16 protein-coding genes are annotated in these 21444 nt (G+C 75.0%); 6 read left to right on the top strand and 10 right to left on the bottom strand.

Annotated features, from left to right (window positions below):
* The first annotated feature begins 35 nt into the window (after positions 1-35).
* Positions 36-3464 (top strand): proline dehydrogenase family protein, encoded by a 3429-nt coding sequence (locus SERN_RS01700; RefSeq protein WP_135848394.1) that lies wholly within the window; start codon positions 36-38, stop codon positions 3462-3464.
* Positions 3465-3471: 7 nt separating this feature from the next.
* On the opposite strand, the gene SERN_RS01695 is transcribed toward SERN_RS01700, so the two are convergent.
* Positions 3472-4293: a glycerophosphodiester phosphodiesterase gene (locus SERN_RS01695; protein ID WP_135848393.1), complete on the bottom strand. Its 822-nt coding sequence runs from the start codon at positions 4291-4293 to the stop codon at positions 3472-3474.
* A 63-nt stretch (positions 4294-4356) separates the two neighbouring features.
* Between SERN_RS01695 and SERN_RS01690 the strand changes: the two genes are divergently transcribed.
* A complete protein-coding gene (locus tag SERN_RS01690; RefSeq protein WP_135848392.1) occupies positions 4357-5838 on the top strand; it encodes a sensor histidine kinase in 1482 nt (493 codons plus the stop codon).
* A gap of 76 nt (positions 5839-5914) precedes the next feature.
* Here SERN_RS01690 and SERN_RS01685 read toward each other — a convergent pair whose 3' ends face one another.
* A complete protein-coding gene (locus SERN_RS01685; protein ID WP_135848391.1) occupies positions 5915-6163 on the bottom strand; it encodes a WhiB family transcriptional regulator in 249 nt (82 codons plus the stop codon).
* 241 nt (positions 6164-6404) lie between these two features.
* Here SERN_RS01685 and SERN_RS01680 point away from each other — a divergent pair, with 241 nt between their 5' ends.
* Positions 6405-6863 carry a hypothetical protein gene (locus SERN_RS01680; protein WP_135848390.1) on the top strand — a complete coding sequence of 153 codons (459 nt, stop codon included), beginning with the start codon at positions 6405-6407 and terminating at the stop codon, positions 6861-6863.
* Here the strand turns inward: SERN_RS01680 and SERN_RS01675 are convergent.
* The 4 genes from SERN_RS01675 to SERN_RS01660 all read right to left on the bottom strand — a co-directional run bounded on the left by SERN_RS01675 (position 6820) and on the right by SERN_RS01660 (position 13591).
* Positions 6820-10401 (bottom strand): FtsK/SpoIIIE domain-containing protein, encoded by a 3582-nt coding sequence (locus SERN_RS01675; protein ID WP_135848389.1) that lies wholly within the window; start codon positions 10399-10401, stop codon positions 6820-6822. The two genes, SERN_RS01680 and SERN_RS01675, sit on opposite strands and share 44 nt — an antisense overlap.
* Positions 10402-10534: 133 nt before the next feature.
* Positions 10535-11245 (bottom strand): response regulator, encoded by a 711-nt coding sequence (locus SERN_RS01670; RefSeq protein ID WP_135848388.1) that lies wholly within the window; start codon positions 11243-11245, stop codon positions 10535-10537.
* A 79-nt stretch (positions 11246-11324) separates the two neighbouring features.
* Positions 11325-12725: a sensor histidine kinase gene (locus SERN_RS01665; protein ID WP_199241472.1), complete on the bottom strand. Its 1401-nt coding sequence runs from the start codon at positions 12723-12725 to the stop codon at positions 11325-11327.
* Between the two features lie 92 nt (positions 12726-12817).
* Entirely contained in the window at positions 12818-13591 is a 774-nt protein-coding gene (locus SERN_RS01660; protein WP_135848387.1) for an SOS response-associated peptidase, read from the bottom strand.
* Positions 13592-13742: 151 nt separating this feature from the next.
* Here SERN_RS01660 and SERN_RS01655 point away from each other — a divergent pair, with 151 nt between their 5' ends.
* The gene (locus SERN_RS01655; RefSeq protein ID WP_158292536.1) at positions 13743-14912 is read left to right on the top strand and encodes a glycosyltransferase family 4 protein; all 1170 of its coding nucleotides are present in this window, start codon (positions 13743-13745) and stop codon (positions 14910-14912) included.
* Entirely contained in the window at positions 14909-16102 is a 1194-nt protein-coding gene (locus tag SERN_RS01650; RefSeq protein WP_135848385.1) for a glycosyltransferase, read from the top strand. The genes SERN_RS01655 and SERN_RS01650 overlap by 4 nt, the downstream gene beginning before the upstream one ends.
* Before the next feature lie 11 nt (positions 16103-16113).
* Here SERN_RS01650 and SERN_RS01645 read toward each other — a convergent pair whose 3' ends face one another.
* Positions 16114-17862 (bottom strand): L-aspartate oxidase, encoded by a 1749-nt coding sequence (locus SERN_RS01645; RefSeq protein WP_135848384.1) that lies wholly within the window; start codon positions 17860-17862, stop codon positions 16114-16116.
* A 70-nt stretch (positions 17863-17932) separates the two neighbouring features.
* On the opposite strand from SERN_RS01645, the gene SERN_RS01640 reads away from it, so the two are divergent.
* Positions 17933-18889, top strand: coding sequence for a LysR family transcriptional regulator (locus SERN_RS01640; protein ID WP_135848383.1), 957 nt, complete (start codon positions 17933-17935; stop codon positions 18887-18889).
* 24 nt (positions 18890-18913) lie between these two features.
* Here the strand turns inward: SERN_RS01640 and SERN_RS01635 are convergent, their stop codons facing one another.
* From SERN_RS01635 to SERN_RS01625, 3 genes are all read right to left on the bottom strand, one after another.
* Positions 18914-19309 carry a DoxX family protein gene (locus SERN_RS01635; RefSeq protein ID WP_135848959.1) on the bottom strand — a complete coding sequence of 132 codons (396 nt, stop codon included), beginning with the start codon at positions 19307-19309 and terminating at the stop codon, positions 18914-18916.
* Positions 19310-19389: 80 nt separating this feature from the next.
* Complete coding sequence (locus SERN_RS01630) at positions 19390-19782, bottom strand: DUF779 domain-containing protein (RefSeq protein WP_233251468.1); 393 nt, start codon at positions 19780-19782, stop codon at positions 19390-19392.
* A 120-nt stretch (positions 19783-19902) separates the two neighbouring features.
* A complete protein-coding gene (locus SERN_RS01625) occupies positions 19903-21444 on the bottom strand; it encodes a sugar porter family MFS transporter (RefSeq protein WP_135848381.1) in 1542 nt (513 codons plus the stop codon).

Raw genomic sequence — 21444 nt, 5'->3', positions numbered from 1 at the left:
AAGACGGGCGGCGCGCCGATCACCAGACTTGGTCCATGACGACGGCGACCGGCCCCACCACCCTCCACGACCTCGTCCCCGCGGCGATCGACCTGGCGCGCCGCTGGGCCGCCGCCGAGGGCGAGGCGTCGGAGAACGCCGCCTCGGAGCGGCTCGGCCAGCTGGTCGCCGACCGCGCGGGCCTCGACCTCGCCGTCGCGTTCGTCGACAAGGTCGCGCGCCCGGAGGACACCGGCGTCGCCGCTCGCGAGCTCGCCGCCCTCCCGGCGCACGCCGCCCGCTCGTTCCTCACCCCGAGCGACGCGTTCCTGCTCGGCGTCGGTCAGCGCGTGGCGCGGCTGGCGCCGTCGCTCGTCGTCCCCCTGGCGCGGATGCGGCTGCGGCAGCTCGTCGGCCACCTCGTGGTCGACGCGAGCGACGCCGCGCTCACCGCCCACCTCGCGCGCTCGCGCGTCCAGGGCTACCGCCTCAACATCAACCTGCTCGGCGAGGCCGTGCTGGGCGAGCGCGAGGCCGCCTCGCGCGTGGCGCGCAGCATCGCGCTGGTGGGTCGCGACGACGTCGACTACGTCTCGATCAAGGTGTCCTCGCTCGTCTCGCAGATCTCCACGTGGGACACGCCCGGCACGGTCGCGCGCGTGCTCGAGCGGCTGCGTCCGCTCTACCGCGCGGCCCTCCGGGGCGGGGCGTTCGTCAACCTCGACATGGAGGAGTACCGCGACCTCGACCTGACGATGGAGGTCTTCGAGACGCTGCTGCGCGAGGAGGAGTTCGCCGACCTGGAGGCGGGGATCGTGCTGCAGGCCTACCTGCCGGACGCCCCGGCCGCGCTCGAGCGGCTCATCGACCTCGCGACGGCGCGGGTCGCCGCGGGCGGCGCCCGCCTCAAGGTGCGCCTCGTCAAGGGAGCGAACCTCGCGATGGAGCGCGTCGAGTCGCAGCTGCACGGCTGGCCCGTCGCGACCCACGCGAGCAAGGCGGACACCGACGCGACCTACGTCCGCATGCTCGAGCGCGCGCTGCGCCCCGACGTCGCCCCGGCGCTGCGTCTCGGCGTCGCCGGCCACAACCTCTACCACCTGGCCCTGGCGCACCTGCTGGCGCAGGCCCGCGGGGTGGGCGAGGCGATGGACGTGGAGATGCTGCAGGGGATGGCGCCCGCGCAGGCGCGCGCGGTGCGCGACACGGTCGGTTCCGTCCTGCTCTACACACCGGTGGTGGCGCGCGCCGACTTCGACGTCGCCGTGTCCTACCTCGTGCGGCGGCTCGAGGAGAACGCCTCGCCGGAGAACTACCTGCACCAGAGCACGGCCGAGGGCGGGCAGGACGAGGCGCGGGCACGGTTCGAGGCGTCCGTGCGGGAGGCGGCCGGGGTGACGACGGCGCCGCACCGGCGGGGCGAACCGCTCCTGCAGCACGGCGCGGAGGTGCTCGCGTTCGACAACGCGCCCGACGGCGACCCCGCCGTCGCGTCGGTGCGCGAGGCGGCGCGGGCGGCGCTCGCGCGCGGTGACGACGGCCGAGCGCCCCGCGCGGCGCACCTCAGCTCCCGGGGCGAGGTCGACGCCGTCGTCGGTCGGGCCCGGGGACTGGCCGCGGCGTGGGCGGCGACCGGGCCGGAGGAGCGCGTGGCCGTCCTGGCCGACGTCGCGAACCGGCTCGAGGCCGCCCGCACCGACCTGCTCGCGGTGATGGCGCACGAGGCGGGCAAGACGGTCGGCGAGGCCGACCCGGAGATCAGCGAGGCGATCGACTTCGCGCGCTGGTACGCAGGCAGCGCCGCGTCGCTGGCCGACGCCGGTGGTGACGAGCTCCGCTTCGACCCGGTGGCGGTCACGCTCGTGACGCCGCCCTGGAACTTCCCCGTGGCGATCGCCGTGGGAGGCGTGCTGGCGGCGCTCGCGGCGGGCTCCGCCGTCGCGATGAAGCCCTCGCCGCTCGCGGCGCGCTGCGGCGAGACGGTGGCCTCGCACGTGCGCGACGCCCTCGCGGCGGCCGGGCACGACGCCGATCTCGTGCAGATCGTGCAGGTGCCCGAGGACGAGGTGGGTCGCCACCTCGTGGCGCACGACGGTGTCGACCAGGTCGTGCTGACCGGATCGCTCGAGACCGCGGAGCTGTTCGCGGGCTGGCGTGCGGGGCGCCGCGGCAGCGGGGGGCCTCGCGTGTTCGCCGAGACCTCGGGCAAGAACACGCTGATCGTGACGCCGAGCGCTGACCTGGACCTCGCCGTCGCCGACGTGGTGCGCTCAGCCTTCGGTCACGCCGGGCAGAAGTGCTCGGCCGCCTCGCTCGTGATCCTCGTCGGGTCGGTCGGGCGCTCGCGGCGGTTCCACGACCAGCTCCTCGACGCCGTCACCTCCCTCCGCGTGGGGGTGCCGGACGACCTGGGTACGGGCATGGGGCCGGTGATCGAGAGGCCGGGCGGCAAGCTGCTGCGCGCCCTGACGACGCTCGAGCCGGGGGAGACCTGGGCCGTGGAGCCCCGCGAGGTCGCGCCGCCCGGTGACGGCGGTGGCGCGTGGGCGGGGCGGCTGTGGTCGCCCGGGGTGCGGGCCGGGGTGGCACCGGGATCGTGGTTCCACCTGACCGAGTGCTTCGGGCCCGTGCTCGGTGTCATGCGCGCCGACACGCTCGAGGAGGCCATCGCGTGGCAGAACGCCGTGCCGTTCGGGCTCACGGGCGGGCTGCACTCGCTCGACCCGGCGGAGATCGAGCTGTGGCTGTCCCGGGTGGAGGTGGGCAACGCGTACGTCAACCGCCACATCACCGGTGCCGTGGTGCAGCGTCAGCCGTTCGGCGGCTGGAAGGGCTCCTCGATGGGGCCGGGGTCGAAGGCCGGTGGACCGACGTACGTCGCCCAGCTCGGGCGATGGGTCGACGGCGACGGCGGGGCCGCCCGCGCGACCCGTGCCGGGCTCGGCGACGCCGAGATCGACCTGGCCGTGGTCGGTGCGGCGGACGACGCCTGGGCCGGGACGGCGCTCGTCGGGACGGACGAGGCCGCGCTGCCCGCCGAGGAGAACCGGTTGCGGTACGTGCCGGTGCCGTCGGTGACGGTGCGCGTGGCTGCCGGGGCCTCGCGGTGGGACCTGATGCGGGTGCTGAACGCGGCGACGGGGACGCTCGGGATCGAGGACGTGGCGGTGTCCGTGGCCGGGGGTGCCGAGGGAGCCGCGGGTGCTGCTGGCGCCGGGGCCGAGGCGGTGACGTTCCTGGAGTGGCGCGGGGAGTCCGACGGCGCGTTCGCCGCTCGGGTGCGCTCCGGCGGGGTGGAGCGCGTGCGCTGGATCGGTGGGGCGTCGGACGAGGTGGGCGCCGAGCTGTGGGAGGCGTCGATCGACGCCGGCGTGACGGTGCTGGACGCGCCCGTCGTCGCGAGCTCCGCCGTCGAGATGCTGACGCTGGTGCGGGAGCAGGCGATCTCGCGGACGCGGCACAGGTTCGGACACCTGACCGGGTGAGGGCGCGCTACCTCCCGAGGTGCGCGCGCAGCGCCGCGGGGTCGTCGGACACGATGAAGTCGACGTCGAGCCCGACCAGGCGATCCCAGTCGGCCGCCTCGTTCGCGGTGTAGACGCCCACCACGAGCCCGGCCTCGTGGGCGGCCACGACGACGGGCAGGGTGAGATCGTCGTGCGACGTCACCAGGGCGGCGAGCCCGAGCTCGGCCAGCTCCGCGACGTTCTCGGCGGGCGGCGTCGTCGCGGTCAGCAGCCCGACGGGGACCGGCAGCAGCGCGCAGCCGAGCTCGACCACCTCGGGGTCGAACGACGTGACCATGACGGTGTGCGCCTCGACGAGCCGCTGCCACGGTTCGGCCGTCAGGGTCGCTGCCACGTGCTGCACCACGGTGCGGGCGGCGTGCGCCGTCGGGGACTTGATCTCGAGGTCGAGGCCGACCGGTGCGCCGTCGTCGAGCGCTCGGGTCAGGAGCGCCGCGAGGTCGTCGAGGAGGGCGAGCCGCTCACCGGTGAACGAGCCCGCGAACCAGGATCCGGCGTCCAGCGTCCGCAGCGCCTCCCACGGCTGCGAGGACGCCGGTCGAGCGAGATCGAGCTGCTGCGCCCCGCCGTCGGTCGTCCGTCCGAGGGAGTCGTCGTGCAGCAGGAACAGCTCGTGGTCGGACGACAGCTGCACATCGGTCTCGACGGCGTCGGCGCCGAGCGCCGCGCGGAAGGACGCGAGCGTGTTCTCGGGTGCGGACGCGGCCGCGCCGCGGTGGCCGACGACCGCGGGACGTGCTCCCGCGAGCCAGAACGGGAGGACCGAGGGGGGCCGGGAGTCGCTCATGGCAACAACCTAGGGCGGGAGCAGGGACCGTGCGCACGACCTACGCTGGATGCCGTGTCGACCATGAGCGATCTGATCGCGACCCACGGCTCACTCAGCGCCTCCGAGGTGGACTGGCTCCACCTGCTGGTGGGGGACTGGCAGGTCATCTCCGACCTCGCGTTCGCCGATCTGGTGCTGTGGCTGCCCGACCGCAACGGCTCGTTCGTCGCCGTCGCGCACTGCCGCCCCTCCACGGGGAGCACGGTGCACTACGACGACGTCGTCGGGCGCCCCGCCCCCGAGGGCCAGGTCCCGTCGCTCGCCGCCGCGCTCGACCGGCTCGAGATCCGCCGGTCTCGCGTGCCGCGCTGGACGGGCGCCTACGCGGTGCGTGAGGAGGCCGTACCGGTCGTCAAGGACGGCCGCGCGATCGCCGTCCTCGGCCGCGAGACGAACCTCGGTGAGGCACGGACTCCCGGGCGGCTCGAGATCAACTACATCGAGGCCGCCGACGAGATGTGCGCGATGATCTCGCGCGGCGAGTACCCGTCCTCGAACGCCGCGACCGGCCGGCTGCGCGGCGCGCCCCGCGTCGGCGACGGCCTCGTCCGGCTGAACTCCGAGGGCGAGGTCCTCTACGGCAGCCCGAACGCGATGTCCTGCTTCCACCGGCTCGGCGTCATCGGCGAGATCGTCGGCCGCGCCCTCGCGCAGCTCATCGCCGACCACGTCGAGGAGTCCGAGACCGTCGACGAGGCCCTCCCGCTCGTCGCGATGGGACGCGCGTCCTGGCGGACCGACATCGAGTCGCGTGGCGTCTGCCTGTCGCTGCGCTCCATCCCGCTGACCAACGAGGGCGAACGCATCGGTGCCGTGCTGCTGTGCCGCGACGTGTCCGAGCTGCGCCGTCGCGAGCAGGAGCTCATCACGAAGGACGCGACGATCCGCGAGATCCACCACCGCGTGAAGAACAACCTGCAGACGGTCGCGGCGCTGCTGCGTCTCCAGGCCCGTCGCACCGAGTCGATCGACGCGCGAGCAGCGCTGGAGGAGGCGATGCGTCGCGTCGGCACCATCGCCACGGTGCACGAGGCGCTCTCGCAGACCATCGACGAGATCGTCGACTTCGACGCCGTCTTCGGCCGCACGCTGCGGCTCGCCGTCGACGTCGCCTCGTCGGAGGCGTCGGTGCGGATGGTGCGCGAGGGCAGCTTCGGCAAGCTCGCCGCGACCGAGGCCACGGCGCTCGCCGTCGTGCTGACCGAGCTCGTGAGCAACGCGGTCGAGCACGGTCTGGCGGTCACCGGTGGCACCGTGACCGTCGCCGCCGAGCGCGACGGCCGCGACCTGATCGTCACCGTGAGCGACGACGGCGTGGGCATCGACCCCGCGGCCAAGCCGTCGGGCACCGGGCTGGGCATGCAGATCGTCCGCACCATGGTGGCCGGCGAGCTCCGCGGCAGCATCACGTGGCAGCCCGGCGAGCGGGCGGGCACCATCGTGACCGTGCGGGCGCGGCTCGGGTACGCACCGCCGTCGGACGGCGAGCGCGAGCAGTTCTGAGGGTGCGCACGGGCGGGGGAACGACGAGACCCCCGCCCGAGGGCGGGGGTCTCGTCAGGCCGCGGTGCGGCGTCGTTCAGCTGGCGCGGCGAGCCCGCGCGGTGCGGCGCTTGAGGGCGCGGCGCTCGTCCTCCGACAGGCCACCCCAGACGCCCGAGTCCTGACCGGTCTCGAGCGCCCACTTCAGGCACGCGTCGACGACGTCGCAGCGCTGGCACACGGCCTTCGCCTCGTCGATCTGGGACAGGGCGGGGCCGGTGTTCCCGATCGGGAAGAAGAGCTCCGGGTCCTCGGTGAGGCAGGCAGCCTCGTGACGCCAATCCATGCTGATATCTCCTCAGGGCGCGACAGTGCCGATCGCGAAACAGTGGGGGATCGGGCACCTGATCTGGCAGGTTCTGAGAGCAACTCTCACATGTGGTCCAGCGCCGCACAAGGGTTTCCGGGAAGTTACCTGCCGGTGTCCCTGAGTTGTACATCACACGCCATCCCGGCCCTCCCGACGCGGTGAACACGGTTCGTCGACGTCCGGGTGGTGGATGCGGGAGTCGACCTACAGTGAGGCCGTGACCTCCCACGATCGTCCGCCGCACGACCGCGACCACACCCGCGACCACGCCCGCGACGGGGAGGCGCGACCGGTCGCCCTGGTCGTCGCCGCAGCCCTGCTCGCGCTCCAGGCCGTCGGCTTCCTCGGCCTCACGGTGGCGATCGTGGCCGACGCCGTGGCTGCCGACGACGCCGTGGCCGGCATCGCGACGGCCGCGTTCACCGCGGTGGTCGCGCTCGGCGCCGCGCTCGTCGCGGTCGGCCTGTGGCGACGACGCCGGTGGGCTCGAGGGCCGGCCGTGGCCTGGTCGGTGCTGGTCGTGCTGGTGGGCGCGTCGCAGCTCTCGGTCAATCCCGGCGTGGCCGCCGCGATCATCGTGGTGGGTCTCGTCGGGGCGGTCGCGGCCGCCTCACCGGCGACGCGCGAGGCCCTCAGCGGTGAGCCATCTGGATCGGAACCACCCCCGTCCCGGTGACGAGGACCGCGCGCCCGACGCCGCCGCGCGAGTCGCGCGCCGCGCGGGCGTGGGCGCAGTGGGCGGGCAGCGTTCCGCCGAGCGCGAGGACCGTCCGCGCCTGCGCCACGGACGCCACGATCCCGCGGTAGACGGTCTGGGTCGCTGTGGCCGACGTCGCCACCACCGCTCGGTGGGTCACGGCCAGCCCCGCGAGCGCGTCGGCGGTCGCGGGATCGAGCAGCTCGGCGTCGTCGACCAGGATGACGGCGTGGACCGGCGGCGCGGCGGCGTCGAGCGGAGACTCGGGTGACACCAGCACCACGGGGTCCTCGCACTGCGCGGCGATCACCCGCAGCGCCTCGGTCCGACCCGACGACGCCGGACCGCACACCAGCCACGGCCGGCCGGGAACCAGGTCGGCCGCCACGACGCCGGCGTCGTCACCCCCGACCCCGAGCACGGGTCGCCACGGCTCGGTCCTCGTGCGCGACGGCGGCGGCGCCCCCGCGAGGGACGGGACCACGAGGTCGGCCAGGCGCACGAGGGTCGGCAGGGGCGCCAGGACGAGACCGCGCGGCGCGGCGTGCTGGCCGGTGACGGTGGACCTGGCGAGGTCGCTCGGGTCGTCGTCGAGAACCACCTGGACCTCGCGCGACTCCTCGCCGCCCAGGAGCACGCCTCGGCCCGGCGGCGCGCCCGCCCGGACGAGCGCGCGCGGGACCCCGACGAGACCGGCGGCGCCCACGTCCCGCACCCGCAGCGCCACGTGGTGCGCGGCGAAGGAGGCCCAGCGGTGCGGGGCCGTCGTCGCGAGAGCGACCCGGGAGACGTGGCCGGACCGCAGCAGGGCCGTCAGCAGCTCCTGACCGGCCCCCGGACCCGACGCCCCGTCGATCGCCTCGACGACCTGCTCGACGTCGTCGACGACGAGGCTCGAGCCGGGGTCGGCCCCGTGGGCGAGGAGCGAAAGGAGCCGCTGGAGGCGGCGCGGGTCCGTCGTCGGGACCGTCGTCCCGACCGCCGTTCCCGGCTCGCGCCCCGGCGACCACCCCTCCCGCGAGACGACGTGGCACCCCCGGCCCGCGGCGGCCTCGACCGCGGCGAGGGTCTGCAGCGCCGTGGTGCGGCCGGAGCGTGGTTCACCGCTGACCAGCACCACCCCGCCGTCCCACGACCAGAGGCTCCGGCGCTGACGGTCCGGCTCGTCGACGAGGAGCAGGGCGGTGCGCTCCGGACCGGCGGGCCCACCCTCGTCGAGGGCGCTCCCGCGCGCCAGCGCCCCGAGCGCGCGGCGTCCGACCACGGCCGGCAGGTCCGGCAGCCACGGCCGATGGACGCGCAGCAGGTCCTCGCGCCGGGCACGGCGCGAGCGGTCGGCCGCGCCCCGGACCACCGCCACGAGCTCCTGCGCCGCCGGCCCGGGGAGCCACGCGACCTGCAACCGCACCGGCGCCGCACCGCTCTGGACGTAGGCGCCGCCGGGAGCGAGCGGGAGCTGGCAGGCGTCGGGAACCCCGATGACGTCGGTGGAGTCGCCCGGATCCAGCACCCGCAGCGACAGCCGGAGATTGACGTTGGCGCGCAGCTGGGCGTTGACGACCCCGCTCGGACGCTGCGTCGCCAGGACGAGGTGCACGCCGAGCGACCGGCCCTGCGTCGCGAGCCGGACGAGGTCGCCGAGCCGGTCGGGGGAGTCCTCGACGAGCGCTCGCAGCTCGTCCACGACCACGACCAGGCGTGCCGGCGGCTCCGTCAGCTCCTCGATCCCGCGCGCCCCCGCGGCCGCGACGAGGTGCTCGCGCCGTCGCAGCTCGGCGCGCAGCGCCGTGAGCGCCCGGTCGCTCGCGGCGCTGTCGAGATCGGTCAGCAGGCCGACCGTGTGCGGCAGGTCGGCCGCGGCGGCGAACGTCGCCCCGCCCTTGTAGTCGACGAGCAGGAGCTGCAGGCGACGCGGTGGGTGCCGCACCGCCATCGCGATCGCCCAGGCGGCGAGCAGCTCGGACTTGCCGGATCCCGTCGTCCCGGCGACCAGAGCGTGCGGTCCGTCGGCGACCAGGTCGACGAGGCGGGGGCGCCCCGTCGGATCGAGGCCGAGAGGGACCGCGAGGGTGTCGGTCCACGTGCCGCTGCCGGCCCAGGCGGAGGCGATCCCGTGCGTCGTCGGTCGTCCGAGGAGCGCCGTGAGCTCGCTCGGGAGCGCCGTCGGGGACAGCGCCGCGAGAAGCGTCCGCCGCCAGAGCGGCGCGACGCCGCAGCGACCCGCCGCGTCGATGCGCGTCCACGGCCCCGGTGGCACCCCCGCCGAGGTCGGCGCGGCGAGGACGGGGACACCGTCGTGCCCGGCGACGTCGAGCTGCGCGCGAAGCCAGCGCGCGACGCCGTCGGCCCCGTCCCCGCTGACCGCCAGGCCGGCGGGGGGCACGGTGAGGCGGTGGGCGGAGGCGACAGGGCCGTCAGGGTCGGCGGGGCCGAGCACCGCGCCACCGCTGCTCAGCACCGTCCCGGCGTCGAGGTCGATCACCGCGCTCACCGTCGCCGTCGCCGTCGCCCCGAGCGCGCTGAAGCCTCTGAGCCCCCCGACGCCTCCCACGCCCCCGGCGCCCGCCGCCGCGGACGGCCAGCGCTCGTCGACGCGGCCGAGACCGGCGGCGCCGAGCGCCAGTGCGGCGGGGTCCGTGCCTCCCGGTGGGCGAGCCTCGCCCGGCGGGCCGGAGCCGGGTCGTGACCGCGCCGGCACCCGACGGTTGCGGGCACCGACCACCAGCGTCACGACCACGGAGACCCCGATGCCGCCGAGCATCACCCAGCGCAGCGCCGGCGAGGCTCCGCCCCCGACCATCAGCCCGAGCACGGCGACGGCCGGCAGCAGCGTCAGCACCATCGTCAGGCGGTGACGCCCGCCGCCGCGCCGGTTCTCGCCGTACCGGAGCCCGCCGTCCCCGGACTCGCGCACCCCGGCGGTGCCGCGACCACCGTGCGCGGGACCGGCTCGCACCTCGAACCGGCTCGACCCGGCCACGAGCTCGTCACCGACGGCGACCGTCCGCCACCGGTGGGTCACGCGGGCACCGGGACCGCTCGCCCGGTCGATCGCGGCGGCCACGGCGAGGGCCGAGCCATCACCGCGCCGCAGCGCCCGCGCCAGGCGTCGCTGCCGTCGTCGCCGTCCGCCCGGCCGACGCGCGGGGCGCAGCAGGACGGTGCCGTTCACGGTTCTCTCGTCGCGGACGTGGACGACGCCGTCGGCGTCCGGTCGCAGCGTGAGGTGGCGGTGGTCGAGCGCCGGGTCGGCGATCTCGAGCTCGCTGCCGCGACGACCGACCGTGACGGTGCGGTCCAGGGGGAGGAGCCAGCCGGCGTCGGGCCCGTGCGTGACCGCCAGGTGCAGGGGCGCGGCCCAGCACTCGCGCCAGGTGACCAGCACGGCTGCGGCGTCGCTCCGGTGCGCGGCCTGTCCGTCGAGCACGCGGCCGCCGAGCACGGCGCCGCCGAGCACATCGCTGCCCTGGACACCGCCGGCGCCGCCGGCGTCCTCACCCGCACCCGTCGTGTCCACGGACCCACGGTGCGTCGTGGGACCGACGGTCGCGCACCGCTCCCCCCGGATCGCGGACCGGAGCCCTCCTGCCACCGGTCTGGGGACAGCGGGGGGCGACCCGCGCGCGGCGCTACCCGATCCTGCCCGGCACCTACAGCCCGGGCGTGATGAGGCCGGTCTCGTAGGCGGTCACGACGATCTGGACGCGATCGCGCGCCCCGAGCTTGGCCAGGATCCGGCCGACGTGCGTCTTCACCGTCGCCTCCGCCACGAAGAGGTCGCTCGCGATCTCGGAGTTGGTGCGCCCGCGCGCGATGAGGATCAGCACCTCGCGCTCGCGGTCGGTGAGCGCGTCGAGGACGGCGGTGGGGGTGCGATCGGCGAGCGGCATCGTCGTCGCGACGTGCTCGATGAGGCGACGGGTCGAGGACGGCGCGATCACGGCGTCGCCCGCGTGGACGGTGCGGATCGCGGCGAGCATCTCGTCCGGCGGGGTGTCCTTCAGCAGGAACCCGCTGGCGCCCGCCTTGATGGCCGAGAAGACGTACTCGTCCAGGTCGAACGTCGTGAGGATGACGACGCGCGGGACGGCGCGACCCTCGGGACGGGCAGCGGTCAGCACCTGCTCGGTGGCCGCGATCCCGTCCAGGCCGGGCATGCGCACGTCCATCAGCACGACGTCGACGTCGTAGCTCGGCAGCAGCCGCACCGCCTGCGTCCCGTCCCCGGCCTCGAGCACGACCTCCATGTCGGGCTGGGAGCCGATGACCATGGCGAAACCGGCGCGCACGAGCTGCTGGTCGTCGACCAGCGCGACCCGGATCGGCGGGGCGGGCGGCTCGGGGGCGTAGGGCGGCTGCATCGGCGGGACGGCTCCGTCTCGGTGGTCGGGTCGGTGGTCGGCTGAGTGGTCGGATCGGTGGTCCGAGGTCGGTACGCGGTCAGAACCCCGCCGGCCGGAACGTCGCGGGCGGCAGGGGGAACGCTGCGTTGACACGGTAGCCGCCGCCGGGCCGCGGCCCCGCGGTCAGCGTGCCGCCGTAGAGCGCCACCCGCTCGCGCATCCCGATCAGGCCGTGGCCCGAGCCGTCGGCGGCGTCGGAGCCCGCCCCCGCGCCGCGTCCGTCGTCGTCGATCTGCACCACGAGCCAGCCGGGGTGGAAGGCGAGGTCGACGCGCACGTGCAGCCGCTGGACCGGTCCGGCGTGCTTCATCACGTTCGTCAGCGCCTCCTGGCAGATGCGGTACACGGCGAGACCCATCCCGGTCGGCAGCTCCTGCGGTGCACCGCTGCGGACGAGCTCGACGGGGACCCCGGAGGACCGCACCTGCTCCACCAGGGTCGCGACGTCGGCGGCGTCGGGCTGCGGTGCGGTCGGCGAGCTGTCGCCGTCGCGCAGCACGCCGAGGATGCGACGCATGTCGCGCAGCGCCCCGCGGCCCGTGGTCGAGATGGTCTCGAGCACGCGAGCGGCGGCCTCGGGGTCCTGCGCGGCGATGTAGCGGCCGCCGTCGGCCTGCGCCACGACGATCGAGAGGGAGTGGGCGACGACGTCGTGCATCTCGCGGGCGATCCGCGCGCGTTCGGCGGCGACGGCGATGACGGCCTGCTGGTCCCGCTCGCGCTCGAGCCGCGCGGCACGGTCGGCGAGGGACTCGCGGCGCTGCCGGGTCGAGAGGCGCAGGAGTCCGAGCGCCCAGCAGATGACGGCGGGCGCCGCCAGGCCGACGAAGGCGAACGTGCTGGACAGCAGCATGTCCAGCCGTCCGCCGGCCCAGCCGGTCGCCAGCGAGGCCGCCACGAGCGCGCTGCCCAGCAGTGCCGAGCCGAGGCTGAGGCGCCGGGCCCAGCGCGGAGCGTGGACGGTGGTGGAGTACACCGAGACGTAGATGAGCAGGTCCACCGGCAGGAGCGAGTTGCCGACGGTGAAGTGCAGGAGCGCGAGCGCGTTGACGGTGACGGCGCTGGCGACCGGGTAGGGCCGGCGCACGGCCAGCGCGAACGGCATCCCGATGCTCGCGAGCACCACGGCGATGGTTCCCGGCGTTCCGATCGAGGCGCCCGTCAGCAGGCTGAACCCGCCGAGCAGGAGTCCGCCGAGGACCGCGAGCACGATGTCGACGACCAGACCGTGCCGGGCGAGCCACGCGTCCACCCCCGCGAGCGAGGACGACGGCGGAGCGATGGTGCCGTAGCCCGCCTGCGGGTAGCCCGGCGGCGGGAAACCCGTCTGAGGATGGCCCGGCGGCGGGTAGCCCGTCTGCGGATGGGGCGTCTGCTGGTAGGGCGGCGACCCGAGGGGCACGGGCCCGCCGGGAGCGGGGCCGGGCGCGCTCGTCACTCCACGAGCCTAGGTCGCGCTGCTCGACGGCGGGATCCACCCGCGGGCGGAACGTCGCCGCGCGGATGCGACCAGGGGTGGCCCCACCCCGGCTAGACCGCCTCGAGCAGCCGCGCGTCGTTGTGGCGGACCGACCCGACGCGGGTGCCGACCTCGTACCACCGCAGCTCCGGCGGGGCGGCGGCGAGCACCTCCAACGCATCGTCCGCGCCGGTGCACGTCGGGTCGAGCCACGCCGCCACGGCATCGGCGGGGAGCACGACCGGCTCCCGGTCGTGGATGGCCTCGAGGCCGTCGCGCGCGGGCTGGGTCAGCACCGTGGTGGACAGGACCCAGCGCTCGGGGTCGTCCTCCTCGCGCGCCGGGTCGCGCCACCAGGAGTACAGGCCGGCGAAAGCGAGCGACGGCGTCGTGCCGTCCGCCGCGGCCGCGCGGTGGATGAAGAACGGGGTCTTGACGGGCTTGCCGCCGTCGGGCGCCGGGTCGGTGCGCCACTCGTAGTAGCCGTCCGCCGGGACGACGCAGCGGCGCGCCGCGAGCGACGTCCGGAACGCGGGCTTGGTCGCCACCGTCTCGATGCGCGCGTTGAACATGGGGGCGCCGCCGCCGCGCAGGGCCTTGGCCCACGACGGCACGAGCGCCCACCGGGCGAGGTGCATCTCGCGGGTCACGGCACCCGTGCCGCCGTCGACACCGACGTCGCCCCGATCGGGCTTCGGCGCCCGGTCGAGCACGACGCGCACCCCGTCCGTCGGAGCCACGTTCCAGGAGGCCTCGTGCTCCGCGGCGGCGGCCTCGACCACCTCGACGTCGAACTCCCGGGCGAGGTCCTGCGCCTCACGAAAGGCTGCGTAGCGTCCGCACATGGGGCCAGCCTAGGGACGGGGTCCGACATCGGGCCCGCGGACCCCGCACCCGCGTCGTTCACCCACCTCCCGACGTCCCGCCGTCGAAGCGCCATCCACCCGCCACCCGAATGCTCCCGCCCCGTCACCCGCGCTCCCTACCGTCGTGATCGTGCGGGTCCTCGTGGTGACCGAGTCCTGGAAACCGAGCACGAACGGCGTCGTCCGTTCGGTCGAGCAGGTGGTGACGCATCTCGTCGCCGCCGGGGTGGAGGTCGCCCTCGTCGCGCCCGGCGCCTCCCGCGAGCACGGCTCCCCGGGGGCGGTCGACGGCGTCGCGCGCGTCCTGTCCACGCCGTCGCTCCACGTCTCCCGGCTGGGCTGCTCCACGTCGGTGCCCGCAGCTGGGCTGCGAGCGTTCGTGCGGGACCTCGCGCCCGACGTCGTGCACGTCGCCTCGCCGTTCCTGCTCGGGGCGCAGGCCGTCCAGGTGGCGGCGGAGGAGGGCGTCCCGAGCGTCGCGGTCTACCAGACCGACGTCGCCTCGTTCGCCGTCGCGAACGGCCTCGCGTTCGCCGAGCGCCCGGTCTGGCGCTGGATCGCCCGGATCCACCGGCGCGCCACGCTGAACCTCGCCTGCACGCACGACGCGCTGACGGCCCTGGCGGCGCAGGGGGTGCCGCGGCTGCGGCGCTGGCACCGCGGCGTCGACCTCGGCCTCTTCACGCCCGCGGTGCGCGACGCCGACGTGCGGACCGCGCTCGCCGGCGGCCGGGACGTGCCCGTCGTCGGCTACATGGGCCGGTTGGCGCCCGAGAAGGAGCTGCCGCTGCTGCGCGTGCTCGCCGGACGCGAGGACCTGGCGCTCGCTCTCATCGGCGACGGACCGAGCCGCGCCGAGCTCGCCGCGAGCCTCCCCGGCGCGACCTTCACCGGTCGGCTCGACCGCGACGAGCTCGCCCGCGCCGTCGCGAGCCTGGACGTGTTCGTCCACCCCGGCCGCCACGAGACGCTGTGCCAGGCCGCGATGCAGGCGATGGCGTGCGGCGTGCCCGCCGTCGTGCCCGATGCGGGAGGGGTGGCCGAGCTCGTGGACGGCACCTCGGGCGCACGCTTCGTCCCCGGGAGCGCGGCCTCGCTGGACGACGCCGTCGCCGCGGTCCTGTCCGACCGCACCGCCCGCGGCGCGCGCGCCCGGGAGGTCTCGCTCGAGCGCGGCCTCGCGGCGTCCGTGGCCGAGCTCAGGGGGCACTACGAGGAGGCCGTGCGCCTCGCACGCGCCTCGCGCACCACCACCGCAACGTCGAGCACCACCACCACCACGAGCCGGGAGGCCGCATGAGGATCATGCAGATCGCCAACTTCGTCTCACCGACGTCCGGCGGGATCAGGACGGCGCTGGGCCACTGGGCGCAGCAGTACGGCGACCGCGGTCACGACATCGCGGCCGTCATCCCCGACCACGGCACGCCCTGGGTCTGGGACACCCCGGCCGACGTCACGCTCGCGCGGTCCCGGCAGGCGCCGGGCGCCCCCGGCTACCGGCTGGTCACGGCGCGCGCCGAGGTGGCCGACGCCGTCACCCGGTTCGCGCCCGACGTCCTGGAGATCAGCGACCGCACCACGCTGCGGTGGCTGGCGCGGTGGGCGCGCTCGCGCGGGATCGCCTCGGTGCTGGTCTCGCACGAGAGCGTCACCGACGTCGCCCGCACCTACGGCGTCCCGCGCCCCGTGGCCGCGACCCTGGCCTCGGGCATCCACCGCGGTGGCGCGCTGCCGTTCGACGCCGTGGTCGCACCGAGCCGCTTCGCCGCGCGCGAGCTCCGGCTGGCGGGGGTGCGGGCGCGGGTGGTGCCGCTCGGCGTCGACCGCGCGACGTTCCACCCCGCCCCGCTCGACGTCAAGGCCGATGCCGACGCCGGTGCCGGACAGCCCACCGGCGCCTCGCCCCTGCGGCTCCTGCACGTCGGGCGCCTGTCGCAGGAGAAGTACCCGTTCCTGTCGGTCAAGACGCTGATCGAGCTCGTCCTGTGGGGTGTGGACGCCGAGCTCGTGGTGGTCGGCGACGGACCGCACCGCGAGCGCGTGCAACGCGCGGCGGCGGGGTTCCCCGTGACCTTCCTCGGGCACCTGGACGCGGAGGAGGTCGGGGAGCACATGCGAGCGTCCGACGTCGTGCTCGCGCCGGCGCCCGCCGAGACGTTCGGCCTGGCCGCGCTCGAGGCGCTCGCGTGCGGCACGCCGGTGGTCTGCGGGACGACGGGCGCCCTGCCGGAGGTGGTGGGCGACGGCGGTCGCGTCGTTCCCGCCAGCCCGACGGCCTTCGCCAACGCGGTCCTCGCGCTGACCCGGGACCCCGCCGTCGCGGCGCGCGTGCGGGCGAGGGCGCGGGACCGGGCCGCCCGCCTCACGTGGGAGGCCTCGGCCGGCGCGATGCTCGAGGTGCACCGCGACGCGGTCGAGACGTGCCGGGCCCGCACGCCCCGCGTCGCCCGCGTCGCCAGGGCGGGCAGGGCGCTCGGAGCGGCGTAGGCCGGCGCGACCTACTCCAGCAGCGTCCCGGCGACGCGCTCGCCGTCGGAGCGCTCGGCGAGGTCGCGGAAGGACTCGGGCGCCGGCGTCGCAGGCTGGAACTCCACGCCCGCGTCCGGCGACCACAGGAAGCTGCCGCGCAGCGCGTCGTCCTGCTCGGGGAAGTCGGAGCGGTTGTGGCAGCCGCGCGTCTCGCGCCGCTCGAGGGCGCTCTCGAGCGTGGCTCGCGCCGCGAGCAGGGACCCCTTGAGGTCGAACGCGTGCGCGAGGTCGTCGAAGCCCGCGATGTCGGGATGGGCGGTGACGTCGAGCTCGCGCTGCTCGAGCTCGGCGAGGGTCTCGAGACCGGCGAGCAGCCCGGTCTCCGACCGGACGACGCCGGCGTGCTGGGTCATGAGGTCGCGGATCGCGCGCTGGAGCCGACGCGGGGTCTCGCGCCCCCGACCCTCGAGCAGCCCGGTCATCTCGGCCCGGGCCTCCGCCACGGCGTCGGTGCTGCGGGCGACGGCGGTGCGCCCCTGCACGTAGGCGGCGGCGGCCGATCCGGTGATCCGGCCGTAGACGAGGAGCTCGATGAGCGAGTTCCCGCCCAGGCGGTTGGCGCCGTGGAGACCGGAGGAGGCCTCACCGATGGCGTACAGCCCGTCGATCCCCGTGCCGTGGTGCTCGGGCTCGACCCAGACGCCACCCATCGAGTAGTGCGCGGTCGGGGCGACCTCGATCGGCTTCTCGGAGATGTCCAGCATCTGCAGGTCGATCAGGGTGCGGTACAGGCGAGGCAGCTTCTCGAGGATCACCTCGCGGGACAGGTGAGAGACGTCGAGCAGCACCCCGCCGCGCTCCGTGCCGCGACCCTCCGCGATCTCGGTGTAGTTCGCCAGCGCGACCCGGTCGCGGGTCGAGAGCTCCATCCGCTCGGGGTCGTAGCGCTCCATGAAGCGCTCGCCGCGGGCGTTGCGCAGCACGCCACCCTCGCCGCGCGCCGCCTCGGAGACCAGCGTGCCCGCGGCGTCGTCGGGCTCGATGAGGCCGGACGGGTGGAACTGGACCAGCTCGGCGTCCCGCAGCTTCGCCCCGGCGAGCGCGGCGAGGCGGAAGGAGTCCCCGGTGTTCTCGTCGCGGCGCGAGGACGTGTAGCGCCAGATGCGGGTGTGTCCGCCCGCCGCGAGGATGACGGCGTCGGCACGGATCTGCACGGGGGCGCCGTCCACGACGTCGAAGCCGTAGACGCCGAACACCGTGCCGTCGGCCACGAGGATGCGGGTGATGTAGATCGTGTCGATGACGCGGACCTGGAGCTCGGTCGCGCGGCGCACGAGCGTCCGCTGGATCTCCAGGCCGGTGTAGTCGCCGGCGTAGGCGGTGCGGCGGTAGGTGTGGGCGCCGAAGAACCGCTGGCTGATGCGGCCGTCGGACTCGCGCGCGAACGGCATGCCCCAGCGCTCGAGGTCGGAGATCCCCTCGGCGGCCCCGCGCGTCACGTGCTCGACGATGGCGGGGTCGGCGAGGAAGTAGGACTCGCGGAGCGTGTCGGCGGCGTGCTGCTCCCAGGAGTCCTCGGGGTCCATGGTGCCGAGCGCGGCGTTGATGCCGCCGGCCGCCAGCGTCGTGTGGGCGTCGTGCTTGCGCCGCTTGCCGACGGCGAGGACGTCGATCCCGCGCTCGGCGAGCTCGATCGAGGCGCGCAGACCCGCGCCCCCGGTGCCGATGACGAGGACGGAGGTGGACAGGAGGCGTTCGTGCCGAGCGCTGGAGGTCATCACACGACGCTAGGAGCCGGCCGGGCATACGTCCAATGACGATGATCGGGGTGTGGCATACGCTCGGTGCATGACCTTCTCGCTCGACCAGCTGCGTGGGCTCGACGCCGTCGCGCGCACCACGAACGTGACGCGGGCCGCGGCCGAGCTGTTCGTCTCCCAGCCCACCCTGAGCCGCCAGCTCGCGGCGCTGGAGACGGAGGTCGGCGCCACGCTCCTGGACCGGGGGCCGACCGGGGTCTCGCTGACGGCTGCGGGGGAGGCGCTCGTGCCGATCGCGCGGCGCATGCTCGCCGACGCCGAGGCGGCCCGCAGCGAGATGCGGGCGTTCGCCGGCCTGGAGCGCGGGCGCGTCGTCCTCGGGGCGCCGCCGACGCTGTGCGTGTCGGTGGTGGCCGATGCGCTCGGGGAGTTCTGCGCCGCGCACCCCGACGTCGAGGTCGTCGTCCGCGAGGCCGGTTCGCGCGAGCTGCGGGACGAGCTGGCGGAGGGCGGCCTCGACCTCGCCCTCACCGTCACGCGCGACCGCGCGCGCCCCGACCCCGTGCTGCTGGCGGTGCCGCTGTTCACGGAGGAGCTCGTGGTGGCGTCCTCGGCCGCGGCGCCGCCGCCGACCCTCGCCGGGGCGGACGCCGCCGGCGGGCTCACGCTCGCCGCCTTGGCGCAGCTGCCACAGGTCGTGTTCAACCGCGGCTACGACCTGCGGGTCGCGACCGACGCCGCGTTCACCAGCGCGGGGCTGACGCCGCGCGTCGCCGTCGAGGGCGCGGAGATGGACGCGGTCCTGCGGTTCGTCGAGCGGGGCATCGGCGTCGCCGTCGTCCCGACGACGATCCTGCTGGGGCGGCCGGGGCTGCGGGGGACCCGGCTGCGGCGCCCGTCGCTGACCCGGACCGTCGAGCTGACGCGCCGCGTCGGCGTGCGCCCGTCGGCGGCGTCGGCCGAGCTCGAACGCGTGGTGCGCGCCGTCGTCGACCGCCTGCTCACCGACGACGACGGCGTGGGCGCACGTCTGCGGCGCGCCTGATCCCGTTGCCGCGCCAGAGCGGCGTCAGTCCCGGCGCCGCCCCTCGCGCCAGGCGCGCCACGCCCCGGTCGACCACAGCGCCAGGAGGACCAGGCCGACCTGCCCGGGCAGTCGCGCCAGGCGCTTGGCGTCGGTGTCGAGCCCGAAGCCGTCCGTGCGCTCCAGGTACTGCGCGATGTTGCCGGGGAAGATGATCACGAAGAAGGCCGCGACGATCCACCCGACCTGGATCCGGCGTCGACCACGGGCCAGCAGCAGCGAACCGCCCAGCGTGATCTCCACGAGGCCCGAGCCGACGACCACGAGGTCCTCGTCCAGCGGGAACCAGCCCGGCACCTGCGCCTGGAACTCCTCGCGCGCGAAGGTCAGGTGGGAGATGCCCGCGAAGATCAGGATCGCGCCCAGCGCGATGCGGCCGATCGTGCGGGCGGGGGAGGACGCGGCCTCGGCGGGCGACGGCGTCGCGCCCGTCGCCCGGCCGGTCGCGGACCCGCGCCGCCTCACGCCGTCGTCCCCACCGCGACCGTGCCGGACCCGCCCAGGGCCGCGTACTCGGCGTCGCTGAAGACGCGCGAGCGGATGAGGAAGCGCACGCCCTCCGGGGCCTCGAGCGAGAACCCGGCGCCGCGGCCGGGGACGACGTCGATCGTCAGGTGGGTGTGCTTCCAGTACTCGAACTGGTTGCGGCTCATCCACACGGGCACCGTGAAGGCGGTCGACCCGGCACCGCCGTCGCCGTCGTCCTGACCGACCCGCAGGTCACCCAGGTGCACGTCGGCGTCCCCCGTGAGGAAGTCGCCGTCGGGGTAGCACATGGGGGAGGAGCCGTCGCAGCAGCCGCCGGACTGGTGGAACATCAGCTCACCGTGCTGGGTGCGCAGCTGCGCCAGCATCGCGGCGGCGGCCTCGGTGACGGCGACGCGTTCCACGGTGGCGGGCGCGGGCGCCGGCGTCGTCCGACCCGCCTCGGGGGCCAGCGGTGCAGGGGTGCTCATGACGACTCCTCCAGTACCTCAGGTGGTGCGTGCCCGGCGTCGTTCGACGACGAGGTCCTCGGTCATGTCCTCCAGCTCGCGGCCCTTGGTCTCGGGGACCTTGCGCAGCACGAAGAAGAACGACAGCAGCGCCATGGCCGCGTAGAACCCGTAGGCCAGCGAGAGCGAGATGCTGGACATGGCGGGGAAGGACGTGGAGATCGCGAAGTTCGCGATCCACTGGGCGGCCGCGGCGACGGCCAGGGCGCCCGCCCGGATCGAGTTCGGGAAGATCTCGCCCAGGAGCACCCACACCAGCGGACCCCAGGTGGCACCGAACGCGACGACGAAGACGTTCGCCGCGACGAGCGCGATCGTCGACCACGGGGCCTCGAGCTGCGCGCTCGTGGTGCCGTCGGCCGCCTCGACCAGGGTGGCGAACGAGAACGCGATCGCCATGATGCCCAGGGACAGGAACATCCCCACCGAGCCGACCAGCAGCATGAGGCGGCGGCCGACGCGGTCCACCAGCAGGATCGCCACGATGGTGACGACGATGTTCGTGACCGAGGTGATGACGGAGATGCGGAGCGCGTCGGACTCGTCGAACCCGACCGACTGCCACAGCGTCGTGGAGTAGTAGAAGATCACGTTGATGCCGACGAACTGCTGGAAGACCGACAGCAGGATGCCGATCCAGACGATCGGCTTCAGGCCGAGGCGGGGACCGCGCAGATCGCTGAGGGACTCCTTCTTCTCGGCGTTGATCGTCTTCTTGATCTCCTCGATCTTGAGGTTGACCTCGACGATCCCGGTGAAGTCGTGCAGCACCGCCGAGGCCTTGTCGTACTGGCCGCGCGCCACGAGGAAGCGCGGGGACTCCGGGAGCTTGAGCGCGAAGAGGCCGTAGACGATCGCGGGGACGGCCTCCGCCATGAACATCCAGCGCCACGCCTCCTGGCCGAGCCAGAGCTCGTTCGCGGCACCGCCGGCCGCGCCGGCCAGGATCGCGTTCGAGAGCAGGGACGTGAAGATGCCGAGCACGATCGCGAGCTGCTGCAGCGATCCGAGCCTGCCGCGCACGTGCGCGGGGGAGACCTCCGCGATGTAGGCGGGCGCGATGACGGACGCGGCACCGACGCCGAGGCCGCCGACCACGCGCCAGAGGATGAGGTCCCAGACGCCGAACGCGAGCCCGGAGCCGATCGAGGAGGCGAGGAAGAGCAGCGCGGCCACGAGCATGACCGGGATGCGGCCGTACTTGTTGGCCACGGGGCCGGCGAACCAGGCGCCCGCCGCGCAGCCCAGCAGTGCGGACGACACGGCGAAGCCCTGGAGCCCGGCGGAGAGCGAGAACTGCGATCCGATGGACTCCACGGCGCCGTTGATGACCGCGGTGTCGAACCCGAACAGGAAGCCGCCCAGGGCGGCCCCGATCGAGATGCCGATGATCCGGCCGTTCAGCCTGGCCGGCGGTGCTGATGCTGCTGACGTGCTCACGGTTCTCTCCTCGCTCTGCGCCGGCGTCGGTCCGCCGGATGCCCCCGCACCATCCTGGACCCGTGCCCCCGTCCTGGCCAG

The sequence above is a fragment of the Serinibacter arcticus genome, from assembly GCF_004786095.1.
Classification (GTDB): domain Bacteria; phylum Actinomycetota; class Actinomycetes; order Actinomycetales; family Beutenbergiaceae; genus Litorihabitans; species Litorihabitans arcticus.
Note: the sequence above shows the minus strand (reverse complement) of the source record. Positions and strands in the feature narration are given on the sequence as shown.